The sequence below is a fragment of the Streptomyces sp. NPDC110618 genome, from assembly GCF_055657065.1.
On record NZ_JBVKBN010000001.1, the window covers coordinates 498378 to 510578 of the forward strand.

A 12201-nucleotide genomic window follows, 5' to 3' on the forward strand; every position below is an offset into this window, starting at 1 on the left:
GAGACCCCCTCATGACCACCACCATCCGCTGGGAACAGGACCGCACCGGCGTCGTCACCCTCGTCATCGACGACCCCGACCAGTCCGCCAACACCATGAACCAGGCGTTCCGCGCCTCCCTCGCCCAGGTGGCAGACCGCCTGGAGGCGGAGAAGGACACCGTCCGCGGCGTCATCATCACCTCCGCCAAGAAGACCTTCTTCGCCGGCGGCGACCTGCGCGACCTCATCCGGGTCACCCCGGAGACGGCACAGCAGGTGTTCGAAGCGGGCCTCGCCATCAAGCGCGACCTGCGCCGCATCGAGACCCTCGGCAAGCCGGTCGTCGCCGCCCTCAACGGCGCCGCCCTCGGCGGCGGTTACGAGATCGCGCTGGCCTGCCACCACCGCATCGCCCTGGACGCCCCCGGCTCCAAGATCGGCTGCCCCGAGGTCACCCTCGGCCTGCTCCCCGGCGGCGGCGGAGTCGTCCGCACCGTCCGCCTGCTCGGCATCGCCGACGCCCTGCTGAAGGTCCTCCTCCAGGGCACCCAGTACGACCCCAGGCGCGCCCTGGCCAACGGCCTCGTCGACGACGTGGCCGAGACCCAGGAGGAGATGCTGGCCAAGGCCCGCGCCTTCATCGACGCCAACCCCGAGTCGCAGCAGCCCTGGGACCGGCCCGGCTACCGCATCCCCGGCGGCACCCCGGCGAACCCGAAGTTCGCCGCCAACCTGCCCGCCTTCCCGGCCAACCTGCGCAAGCAGACCAACGGCGCCCCCTACCCGGCCCCGCGCAACATCCTCGCCGCGGCCGTCGAGGGCGCCCAGGTCGACTTCGAGACCGCGCAGGTCATCGAGGCCCGCTACTTCGTCGAACTGGCCGCCGGGCAGATCTCGAAGAACATGATCCAGGCGTTCTTCTTCGACCTCCAGGCCGTCAACTCCGGCGCCAACCGGCCCAAGGGCATCGAGCCCCGCCAGGTCCGCAAGGTCGCCGTCCTCGGCGCGGGGATGATGGGCGCGGGCATCGCCTACTCCTGCGCCCGCGCCGGCATCGAGGTCGTCCTGAAGGACGTCTCCGTCGAGGCGGCCGCCAAGGGCAAGGGCTACTCCGAGAAGCTCTGCGCGAAGGCCGTCTCCCGCGGCCGTACGACACAGGAGAAGGCGGACGCCCTGCTCGCCCGCATCACACCGACCGCCGACCCGCAGGACGTGGCGGGCTGCGACGCGGTGATCGAGGCGGTGTTCGAGAACCCGGAGCTGAAGCACAAGGTCTTCCAGGAGATCCAGCACATCGTCGAGCCGGACGCCCTGCTGTGCTCCAACACCTCCACGCTCCCCATCACCGTCCTGGCCGAAGGCGTCGAGCGCCAGGCCGACTTCATCGGTCTGCACTTCTTCTCACCGGTCGACAAGATGCCGCTGGTCGAGATCATCAAGGGCGAGCGGACCGGCGACGAGGCGCTGGCGCGCGCCTTCGACCTGGTCCGGCAGATCAAGAAGACGCCGATCGTCGTCAACGACTCGCGCGGCTTCTTCACCTCCCGGGTGATCGGCCACTTCATCAACGAGGGTGTCGCCATGGTCGGTGAGGGCATCGAGCCCGCGTCGATCGAGCAGGCGGCGGCGCAGGCGGGCTACCCCGCCAAGGTGCTGTCCCTGATGGACGAACTGACCCTCACCCTCCCGCGCAAGATCCGCAACGAGTCCAAGCGGGCCGTGGAGGAGGCGGGCGGCACCTGGACGGCGCACCCCGCCGAGGCCGTCATCGACCGCATGGTCGACGAGTTCGGCCGCGAGGGCCGCGCGGCGGGCGCCGGCTTCTACGACTACGACGACAGCGGCAAGCGCGTCGGCCTGTGGCCGGGCCTGCGCGAGCACTTCACGAAGCCGGACGCCGAGATCCCGTTCCGGGACATGCAGGAGCGCATGCTGTTCTCGGAGGCGCTGGACACCGTCCGGCTGCTGGAGGAGGGCGTGCTGACCTCGGTCGCCGACGCCAACATCGGCTCCGTCTTCGGGATCGGCTTCCCCGGCTGGACCGGCGGTGTCCTGCAGTACATCAACGGCTACGAGGGCGGCCTGCCCGGCTTCGTAGCCCGCGCGCGGGAGCTGGCGGAGAAGTACGGCGACCGCTTCACGCCGCCCGCGCTGCTGGTGGAGAAGGCGGAGAAGGGCGAGCGGTTCACGGACGCGTAAGCCCTCGACGACGGGGCGCCGGACGGGCTTTCGCGGCCCGTCCGGCGCCGTGTCATTCCGGCTCCTCGCCCTCCGCCGCCTTGACCCAGGCCCGCAGCTCCTGCTGCATCGAGCGCTGGAACGTGGTCAACAGGGCCTGCACGACGAGCGGTTGCATCTCCGCCGACAGCGACTTCACATCGCTCGCGGCGCGTTCGGCGACCTCGCCGCGGAACAGCTGCGCCAGCTCGTGGGCGGCGGCCCGGGAGTGCGCGATCAGGACCTCGCGGGCGGCGAGGATCGCCTCCTGCGACAGCGGCATCTCCAGCAGCCGCACCCCCAGCCGCAGCAGCCCGGTGTCGATCCGCACGTCCGGGCCGACGTACTCGACGAACCCCATCTGCGCCAGCCGCTCCACGTCCTCGTCGGACAGCTCCCGCCCCGCCCGCTGCTCCAGCTCGGCGCGGGTCACCGTCTCCATGGCCTCCGGCGCCCAGGACGCCACCACGGCCCGGTGGACGGCGAGATCCTGGGCGTCCACGCCGGGCGGCAGCCGGTGCAGATACCGCTCGACGGCGGCCAGCGTCAGCCCCTGCCGCTGCAACTCCTCGATGAGCTCCAGCCGGGCCAGGTGCTCCCTCCCGTAGTGCCCCACCCGCCGCGGGCCGAGCACCGGAGGAGGCAGCAGCCCCTTGGTGCCGTAGAACCGCACCGTGCGGACCGTCATCCCCGCCCGCGCGGCCAGCTCGTCGATCGTGAGGGTGGGTTCCTCGGTGCCGGTCGTCATGTTCATCAGTATCGCTGTCTCACCAGTGCTGTGACACCACTCGGGCCGGGTTGGACCACGGGTAAATCCAGCGGCCACTGTCAGTGGCAGCGCCTACGGTGGCGTCATGTCGGAGATCGAATACGTCCGGGGTGACGCCACCGTTCCGTCGGTCAAGGGCGTCAAGGTGATCGCCCATGTCTGCAACGACATCGGGGGATGGGGAAAGGGCTTCGTGGTGGCCCTGTCCCGCCGCTGGCCGGAGCCGGAGCGGGCCTACCGCGCCTGGCACCGCGACCGCGCGGCCAACGACTTCGGCCTGGGCGCGGTGCAGCTGGTCCAGGTCGAACCGTATGTGTGGGTGGCCAACGTGATCGGCCAGCGGGGGATACGCACCGGCAGCAAGGGCGTGCCGGTCCGCTACGAGGCGATCGACACGGCCCTGGAACGGCTCGCGGACCGCGCGGCCGAACTGGGCGCGTCCGTGCACATGCCCCGGATAGGGTGCGGCCTGGCCGGGGGCAAGTGGTCCCGCGTCGAGCCGCTCATCACCGACCGGCTGGTGCGCCGGGGCATCCCCGTCACCGTCTACGACCATGGAGAGGGCGGAAGTTGAGCCGGAACACCGACGTACTCGTGCTGGGCGGGGCGGGTGTCGACACCATCGTCCAGGTGCCCGAGCTGCCGCTGCCGTACGCCGACAGCTACATGATCGAGTCCGGGGTGCACACCCGCGCCGGACAGACCGGGGACTTCGTCGCGCTCGGTCTGACCGCGCTCGGCGTGCGCGTCCACCACCTCGACCTGCTCGGCGACGACCCCGAGGGCGACCTGGTGCGCGCCCTGCACGAGGAGCGCGGCATCGGCCTGACCGCCGTACCCCAACCGCTCGGCACCAAGCGCGCCGTGAACCTCGTCGGCCCCGACGGCCGCCGGCTCTCCCTGTACGACATCAGCAGGTCGGCCCCCGAGGACCGCTTCCCGGAGGACACCGTCCGCGCCCTCGCCGGGGCGAGCCGACACGCGCACGTGTCCATCACCCACCCCTGCGCCGACGCCCTGCCGCTGCTCCGCGAGGCAGGCGTCACGATCTCCACCGACCTGCACAACTGGGACGGCGAGAACCCCTACCACGAGCCCTTCGCCCTCGCCGCCGACCTGGTCTTCCTCTCCACGACGGCCCTGGACGACCGGGAGTCGACCATGCGCCGCATCGCCCGCGAGGGCCGCGCACAGGCCGTCGTCGCCACCGCCGGCGCCGAGGGCGCGTACCTCCTGGCCGACGGCGAGCTGACCCACGTACCCACGGTCACACCCCCGGCCCCGGTCGTCGACTCCAACGGCGCCGGAGACGCCTTCGCCGCCGCCTTCCTCTTCGGCTACCTGAACGGCGAACCCCTCACCCGCTGCGCCCAGTACGGCGCGATCGCGGGCGCCTACGCCTGCACGGTCCCGGCGACCCGCGCGGACGCGATCTCCCGCGACGCCCTCCTCGCCCAGGCGCGCCGAAACGCCCAGGCGCGCCGAAACGCCCAGGCGCGCTGAAACGCCCGGGCGCTCCGAAACAGGCACCGGCCGTGGCCCCGCCGGAGACCACGGCCGGTACAGGGGGGCTCAGTGCTCGTGCACGTCAGCCGTCGCGACCAGCTTCTTCCACGACTTCGGCTGCACCGGCGCCGACGCCTTCCGCGCGATCGACGCGGCACGCGCCTCCGGAGCCGCCGGCTTCGACGGCTCGTACAGCCACGTGTCGAAGAACTCGCCCAGCGACCGCGCGGACACCCGCTCCGCGTACGTGCGGAAGTCGGCCACCGTCGCGTTGCCGTGGGCGTACTTGGCGGTCCAGCCCTTCAGGATGGCGAAGAAGTCCTCGTCGCCGATCTCGTTCCGCAACGCCTGAAGGGCCAGCGCGCCCCGGTCGTAGACGGCGAGGTGGAACTGGTTGTCCGGACCCGGGTCACCGGGCCGTACCGTCCAGAACGGGTCGTCCGCCGGGTGCGAGGCGTACACGTAGTCGGCGATCTCCTGGGTCGTGCCCTCGCCCTCGTGCTCGGACCACAGCCACTCGGAGTAGCGGGCGAATCCCTCGTTGATCCAGATGTCCTTCCAGCCGGCCACCGACACGAGGTCGCCGTACCACTGGTGGGCCAGCTCGTGCACGACCACCGAGGTGTTGGTGCCGCTGGAGAACCGGGCGGGGCTGTAGAACGGCCGGGTCTGCGTCTCCAGCGCGTACCGCGTGCTGGTGTTGGGCACATAGCCGCCGACCGAGTTGAACGGGTACGGCCCGAAGTACTCGCTCAGCCAGTCGGTGATCTCACCGGACCGCTCGATGCTGGCGCGCGCGGCGTTGTAGTTGTCGCCCAGGTCCTTGCTGTAGGCGTTGATGACGGGGATGCCGCTCTCCGTCGTCGACGTCGTGATGTCGAACCTGCCGACCGCCAGCGTGGCCAGGTACGTCGCCTGCGGCTTGTTGGACCGCCAGTTGTAGCGGGTCCAGCCGAGCCGTGAACTCGTGGACTGGAGGGTGCCGTTGGAGATGGCCTGGGTGCCGGTGGGCACTTGGACGGACACGTCGTAGGTGGCCTTGTCCCGCGGGTGGTCGTTGCTCGGGAACCACCACCAGGCCGCCTCGGGCTCGTTGGCGGCGACCCCGCCGTCCTGGGTGCGGTGCCAGCTGGTGAAGCCGTAGGCGCTCTTGCTCGACGGCACGCCGCTGTAGCGGACCACGACGGTGATGTCCGAGCCCTTGGCGAGCGGGTGCTTCGGGGTGATCTCCAGCTCGTGCTCGCCGGAGGTGGAGAACGACGCCTTCGCGCCGTTGACCCGCACCTCCGAGACGTCGAGCAGGAAGTCCAGATTGAACCGTGACAGATCCTGCGTGGTGCGGGCCAGCAGGGTCGCCGTCCCCTCCAGCAGGTCGGTCGTGGGCTGGTACTTCAGCCGCAGGTCGTAGTGGCCGACGTCGTATCCGCCGTTGCCGTAGGCCGGGTAGTAGGGATCGCCGATGCCCGGGGCGCCTTGCGTGGAACTCGCGGCCGATGCCGGGATCGCCAGCAGTACGGTGGCCGCCGCGAGCGCGCCGGGCGCGAGATATCTGCGGTGCACGAAAGCTCCAAGTCGTTGGGGACCGAAGGCTGTTCGAACCCTATTGACTCCCTGTGCCCCGCAGGTGTCTACAGGCCCCGCTGTCACACGATCGCCATTCGGCCGACACGCGCACGCAGTACACCCACCCCCCTCACCCTGCCCGATTGCCCTCTTCTGCGCGGGAGTTGACCGCTGTACCGTCCGGCGCATGCCGATACGCACGCGCTTCACGATCTGGAGACCGCTCGCGACGGCGGCCACGGCCGCCCTGATGGCAACCCTCCTCACCCCGGCGACGGCCCAGGCGGGCCCGCGCACGAGTGAACCCGTCTACTCCTACGAGACCGCCATCCGCGAGGCCGTATGGGTGGACACCCGCATCGACGGTGACGCAGACGGCCGCACCGACCGGGTCGCCGTCGACATCGTCCGCCCCCGCGAACCCGCCGAGCGGGGCCGCAAGGTGCCCGTCATCATGGACGCCAGCCCCTACTACTCCTGCTGCGGACGGGGCAACGAGAGCCAGCGCAAGACGTACGACGCCAACGGGAACGTCGTACAGATGCCGCTGTACTACGACAACTACTTCGTGCCCCGCGGATACGCCTTCGTCGGCGTCGACCTCGCCGGCACCAACCGCTCCGACGGCTGCGTGGACGTCGGAGGGCGCTCCGACATCCAGTCCGCCAAGGCCGTCGTCGACTGGCTCAACGGCCGCGGCCGGGCCTACACCACCCGCACCGGCACCACCCGGGCCAGGGCCACCGGCTGGACCAACGGCAAGACCGGGATGATCGGCAAGAGCTACGACGGCACCATCGCCAACGGCGTCGCCGCCACGGGCGTGGAGGGCCTGGAGACCGTCGTCCCGATCGGCGCCATCTCCTCCTGGTACGACTACTACTTCGCCCAGGGCGCCCCGCTCTACGACTCCGGCCCCGAGTGGCTGTCGAACTACGTCGAGAGCCCCGACGCCCGTGCCCGCTGCGCCGCCGTCCAGCGGAAGCTCGTCGACGGCGCCCCGCGCACCGGGGCCTGGACGCCGCTGTGGAGCGAGCGCGACTACGTGCCGGACGCCGACCGCGTCGAGGCCAGTGTCTTCGTCGTCCACGGCATGCAGGACCTCAACGTCCGCACCAAGCACTTCGGCCAGTGGTGGGACGCCCTGGCCAGGAACGGCGTGGAGCGCAAGATCTGGCTCACCCAGGCCGGTCACGTCGACCCCTTCGACTTCCGCCGCGCCGACTGGGTCCGCACCCTGCACCGCTGGTTCGACCACGAACTCCTCGGCTACGACAACGGCATCGACGACGAGCCGATGGCCGACATCGAGCGCGGCCCCGACCAGTGGGTCACCTCCCAGGTCTGGCCCCCGCGCGGCACCGAGAAGACCACCCTGCGCCCCGCCGAAGGACCCCAGGACGGCGTCGGCACCCTCGGTCTGAAACGGGACCGCGGCACCGAGACCTTCACCGACGACCCGGCGCGCGACGAGACCGACTGGGCCGCCCACATCGACCGGCCCACCCCCGACAAGGCGGGCTTCGCCACCGCACCGCTCACCCGCGACCTGCGTCTGTCCGGCTCCTCGAAGGTCACCGTCACCGCCACCCCGAGCACCTCCTCCGCCCACCTCTCGGCGGTCCTGGTGGACCTCGGCCCCGACACCATCCGGGACTACGCGAGCGCGGGCGAGGGCATCACCACCCTCACCGAACGCACCTGCTGGGGCGTCAGTGCGCCCGGTGACAGCGCCTGCTTCCGGGAGACCGCGGCGAAGACCGCCGACGTCGACTTCACCATCGTCAGCCGGGGCTGGGCCGACCTCGCCTCCTACGGCGGAGCACCGCTCACACCGGGCGAGCCGCACACCGTCACCCTCGACCTGGCCGCCACCGACCATGTCGTCCCGGCCGGACACCGGCTCGCCCTGATCGTCGCGGGCACCGACAAGGACCTCATCGACCCCCCGTCCACCCGGCCCACCCTGACGCTCGACCTGACCCGCACCTCGGCCCGGCTGCAGCTGGTCGGCGGCGCCCCCGCCTTCCGCGCGGCCACCTCGGGAGCGGCCACCGCCCTGGGCGAGGCCGTCCTGGACGGCGTACGCGATCCGCGCACCGCCCCGCGTGTCCCGGAGGCATCGTGAAGTCCCGGGTCGCCGCGCTGATCGCGGCCGCCCTCGCCGCACCCCTGCTGTCGCTTCCCGCACAGGCGGCCGACACCGCGCCCCGCACCGGCTTCGAGGAGTCGGGCGGCGCCCGCTGGACCAGCCAGCCGGAGGAGCAGGCGTTCCTCGCCGCCGTCGACCGGGCGAGCGAGCGCATGTCGGTCTCCCGGATCGGCACCACGAAACAGAACCGCCCGCTCCAACTCGTCCGCATCGGCACCCGCCCCACCACCCGCACCGTCCTGCTGGTGTGCAGCCAGCACGGCGACGAACCCGCCGGCCGCGAGGCCTGCCTGACCACCGTCCGCGACCTTGCCCTCGGCGACGACGCCCGGACCCGACGCTTGCTGCGGTCCACCACCGTGCTGGTCGTGCCCACCGCCAACCCCGACGGCCGGGCCGCCGACACCCGGGGCAACAGCGACGGCGTCGACATCAACCGCGACCACCTCGCCCTGCGCACCGCCGAGGGCCGGGCCCTGGCCGCCGTGATCCGCGACCGCGCCCCCGACGTCGTCTACGACCTGCACGAGTACGGCGCCACACCCCCGTACTACGACAAGGACCTGTTCGACCTGTGGCCCCGCAACCTCAACACCGCCCCCGCCCTGCACCGCGAGGCCCGCACCCTGTCGCTGGACTACGTCCGCCCCGCCGCCGAGGCCGACGGCCAAACCACCGGCACCTACGGGATCTGGACCGACCCCGTCACCGGTGAGCCGACCCGGCAGGTCGCCGGCGACGGACAGGAACGCATCCTGCGGAACATGTCCGGAATCAAGCACACCGTCGGCCTGCTCATCGAGAGCCGCGTGGACAACCTGACCGGCGTGCCCGCGCCGGTCAACAACCGGCGCCGGGTCGGCTCCCAACTCGCCGCCCTCGACGGCCTGTTCGCCTTTGCGGGGGAGCGGGGCCGGACGGTCGACGCGGCCACCGCCGCCGCCCGTCGCGCCGGTCTGCGCGACACCGGACCGGTCTACCTGGGCGGCGCCGACAACGAGCCGCCGGAACCGGCCGAGACACTGCCCGACCCACCCTGCGGCTACCGGCTGACGGCCGAGCAGTACACCGAGTTCAAGGACGAACTCGCCCTGCACGGTGTACGGACACACGGCACCTACGTCCCGCTCCGCCAGCCCCTGCGCGCCCTCGTCCCGCTGCTCCTCGACGAACGGGCCCCCTACCACCTCACCGTCGCCCAGCCCGACACCGACTGCTGAAACGGAGGAGAACGACGGCACGTGTGGTACGTCCTAGAGGCTACGAAACGGACATTTCGACGGCCTCCACGGGAAGGTGCCGCAGGTGACGGAAGACCTGAAGAAACGGGGTGGCTGGGAAGGCCCCACGGACGTTCCCAGCCACCAGCCGACGGACCGGGTGGTGTTCGGCGTGACCGCCGTGATCACCGTGGCCTTCGTCATCTGGGGCGCGGTGGCCACCGACTCGCTGGAGACGGTCTCCAGCAAGCTGCTCAACGGCCTGATCCACAACGGCGGCTGGGCCTTCATGCTCGCCGCCTCCTGCTTCGTCGTCTTCGCCCTCTGGCTCGCCATCAGCCGCTACGGCCGCATCACCCTCGGCGCCGAGGGCGAGGAGCCCGAGTTCCGCACCGTGTCCTGGGTCGCGATGATGTTCAGCGCGGGCATGGGCATCGGTCTGATGTTCTACGGCGTGAGCGAGCCGCTCACCCACTACCTGGTCCCGCCCCCGGGCACCGACCCCGCCAACTCCGGCGAACGCATGGAGACGGCGATGGCGACCACCCTCTTCCACTGGACCCTGCACCCGTGGGCGATCTACGCCGTGGTCGGCCTCGCCATCGCCTACAGCACCTTCCGCAGACGCCGCCGCCAGACCATCAGCGCCGTCTTCACCCCGCTCATCGGCGAGAAGAACGCGGGCAGCACCGGCGGCCGGATCATCGACATCCTCGCGATCATCGCCACGGTGTTCGGCTCCGCGGCCTCCCTGGGCCTCGGCGCGCTCCAGATCGGCTCGGGCTTCCAGGAACTGGACTGGATGGACGACGTCAGCGAGGGGCTGCTCGTCGCCATCATCGCCGTACTGACCCTGGCGTTCGTCACCTCCGCGGTGTCCGGCATCGAGCGGGGCATCCAGTGGCTGTCCAACACCAACATGGTGCTCGCCCTGATCCTCGCCGTGTTCGTGTTCATCGCGGGCCCCACGATCATCGTGCTCGACCTGCTGCCCACCTCGATCTTCGCCTACCTCGGCGATCTGCCCCAGCTCGCCGGCCGCACCGAGGCCAGCGGCGGCGAGGGCGTCGCGGACTGGCTCGGCAGCTGGACCGTCTTCTACTGGGCCTGGTGGATCTCCTGGACGCCCTTCGTCGGCATGTTCATCGCCCGGATCAGCCGCGGGCGCACCATCCGGCAGTTCGTCGGCGGCGTCATCCTGGTGCCCAGCACCGTCAGCCTGATCTGGTTCGCGATCTTCGGCGGCTCGGCGATGAAGCTCAGGGAGGGCGGCGCGCTCGGCGGCGAGGACACCCCCGAGGGCCAGCTCTTCGGCCTGCTCCAGGAGTTCCCCGTCCCCACCGTCATGAGCGTGCTGGTGATGATCCTGGTCGGCATCTTCTTCGTGTCGGGCGCCGACGCCGCGTCCATCGTGATGGGCACGCTCTCCCAGAAGGGCGCCCTCGAACCCGGGCGGCTCGTCGTGGTGTTCTGGGGTGTGGTGACCGGCGCCGTCGCGGCCATCATGCTGCTCGTCGGCAGCGGCCAGGGCGACGCCCTGACCGGTCTGCAGAACCTGACGATCCTCGCCGCCGCGCCGTTCGTCCTCGTCATGATCGGCATGTGCGTCGCCCTCATGCGCGACCTGCGCCACGACCCGGTCATCGTGCGCGGCGAGATGGGCAACGAGGCCGTGGAGCTCGCCGTGATCACCGGCCACCGGGAGTACGACGGCGCCTTCGAGATCAAGGTCGGCCCGGGCCGCGGCACCGGGACCGAGGGGGACCCGCTGGGCCACGAGCACGTCTGAGCGTCAGCGGGAGGCGAGGGCGGCGGCCTCCCGCGCACAGCCCCAGGCCACCGTCACCCCGGCGCCGCCATGGCCGTAGTTGTGCACCAGCACCCGCCCGTCCGGCAGGAGTTCGCGCTCCAGCCGGACCGCGTCCCGCACCGGCCGCAGCCCCACCCGGTGCGCCAGCACCCGCGCGTCGGCGATCTCCGGACGCAGCGCGGCACAGCGCCGCACGATCGCCTCGGCCGTCTTCGGGTCCGGCTCCAGCGACCAGGCGTCGTCCTGTGCCGTGCCGCCCAGCAGCAGCCGCCCCGGCTGCGGGAAGAAGTACGCCATCTCCCCGTCGTCGTCACTGGAGGTGAGCCAGGTGTCGATGCCGGGGTTCTCCACCACCACCAACTGCCCCCGTACGGGCCGCAGTGCGGGGTCCGGCACCAGCTCGCGGGCGCCCAGACCGGTGCAGTTGACCACCACCGGCGCCCCGGCCTCGGCGAGCGAGGACACCGTCCGCGTCTCGACCGCCCCGCCCGCCTCCCGCAACCGCTCCCGCAGCCACGGCAGATGAGTCGACATGTCGATGAGCGGCAGCCGGGCCCACAGCCCCGCCGTACCGCCCTCGGCCTCCGTCACGGCCCGTACGCCCGGCACCCGCCCCGCGGCCCAGGCGTCCGCCCCGTCCAGCTCCCCCTCACCCAGTACCCCTTCGACCATGCGTACGCCGGTCGCGTCCGGGTCGGCCGCCAGCTCCGCGTACACATCGAGAGAGGTCAGCGCCCAGTCCCGGGCCAGGGCGAGCGGTTCGATCCTGTACGGCCACCACAGCGCGCCCGCGACGGCCGAGGTGGTCCGCTCGACGGGGTCCCGTGTCCACACCCGCACCCGGTGCCCGCGCTCCGTCAGCACCAGGGCCGTGGTCAGCCCGATGACCCCGCCGCCGACCACGATGACTTCGTCGTTCCGCCCGGTCTCCACGCGTGGACCGTAGCGGAATGTGCCATGCCGTGCTCACATCACCCCCGCGC

9 protein-coding genes are annotated in these 12201 nt (G+C 71.5%); 6 read left to right on the forward strand and 3 right to left on the reverse strand.

Annotated features, from left to right (window positions below; translation table 11 throughout):
• Nucleotides 1-11 precede the first annotated feature (11 nt).
• A complete protein-coding gene (locus tag ACZ7L7_RS02155; protein ID WP_453604834.1) occupies nt 12-2180 on the forward strand; it encodes a 3-hydroxyacyl-CoA dehydrogenase NAD-binding domain-containing protein in 2169 nt (722 codons plus the stop codon).
• A gap of 52 nt (nt 2181-2232) precedes the next feature.
• Here ACZ7L7_RS02155 and ACZ7L7_RS02160 read toward each other — a convergent pair whose 3' ends face one another.
• Nucleotides 2233-2946, reverse strand: a complete 714-nt coding sequence (locus ACZ7L7_RS02160) for a MerR family transcriptional regulator (RefSeq protein WP_453604832.1) — start codon at nt 2944-2946, stop codon at nt 2233-2235.
• 106 nt (nt 2947-3052) lie between these two features.
• Between ACZ7L7_RS02160 and ACZ7L7_RS02165 the strand changes: the two genes are divergently transcribed.
• The gene (locus ACZ7L7_RS02165; RefSeq protein WP_472074427.1) at nt 3053-3541 is read left to right on the forward strand and encodes a macro domain-containing protein; all 489 of its coding nucleotides are present in this window, start codon (nt 3053-3055) and stop codon (nt 3539-3541) included.
• Nucleotides 3538-4470, forward strand: a complete 933-nt coding sequence (locus ACZ7L7_RS02170; protein ID WP_471427973.1) for a PfkB family carbohydrate kinase — start codon at nt 3538-3540, stop codon at nt 4468-4470. The genes ACZ7L7_RS02165 and ACZ7L7_RS02170 overlap by 4 nt, the downstream gene beginning before the upstream one ends.
• A gap of 69 nt (nt 4471-4539) precedes the next feature.
• Here ACZ7L7_RS02170 and ACZ7L7_RS02175 read toward each other — a convergent pair whose 3' ends face one another.
• Entirely contained in the window at nt 4540-6033 is a 1494-nt protein-coding gene (locus ACZ7L7_RS02175; RefSeq protein ID WP_471591661.1) for a M1 family metallopeptidase, read from the reverse strand.
• A 190-nt stretch (nt 6034-6223) separates the two neighbouring features.
• On the opposite strand from ACZ7L7_RS02175, the gene ACZ7L7_RS02180 reads away from it, so the two are divergent.
• The 3 genes from ACZ7L7_RS02180 to ACZ7L7_RS02190 all read left to right on the forward strand — a co-directional run bounded on the left by ACZ7L7_RS02180 (nt 6224) and on the right by ACZ7L7_RS02190 (nt 11197).
• Entirely contained in the window at nt 6224-8164 is a 1941-nt protein-coding gene (locus tag ACZ7L7_RS02180; RefSeq protein WP_471591662.1) for a Xaa-Pro dipeptidyl-peptidase, read from the forward strand.
• The gene (locus ACZ7L7_RS02185; RefSeq protein ID WP_472074429.1) at nt 8161-9408 is read left to right on the forward strand and encodes a M14 family metallopeptidase; all 1248 of its coding nucleotides are present in this window, start codon (nt 8161-8163) and stop codon (nt 9406-9408) included. Before ACZ7L7_RS02180 ends, ACZ7L7_RS02185 begins: the two co-directional genes overlap by 4 nt.
• Nucleotides 9409-9505: 97 nt before the next feature.
• Nucleotides 9506-11197 (forward strand): BCCT family transporter, encoded by a 1692-nt coding sequence (locus tag ACZ7L7_RS02190; RefSeq protein WP_285513960.1) that lies wholly within the window; start codon nt 9506-9508, stop codon nt 11195-11197.
• A 3-nt stretch (nt 11198-11200) separates the two neighbouring features.
• Here the strand turns inward: ACZ7L7_RS02190 and ACZ7L7_RS02195 are convergent, their stop codons facing one another.
• The gene (locus ACZ7L7_RS02195) at nt 11201-12151 is read right to left on the reverse strand and encodes an FAD-dependent oxidoreductase (RefSeq protein WP_472074431.1); all 951 of its coding nucleotides are present in this window, start codon (nt 12149-12151) and stop codon (nt 11201-11203) included.
• Nucleotides 12152-12201 lie beyond the last annotated feature (50 nt).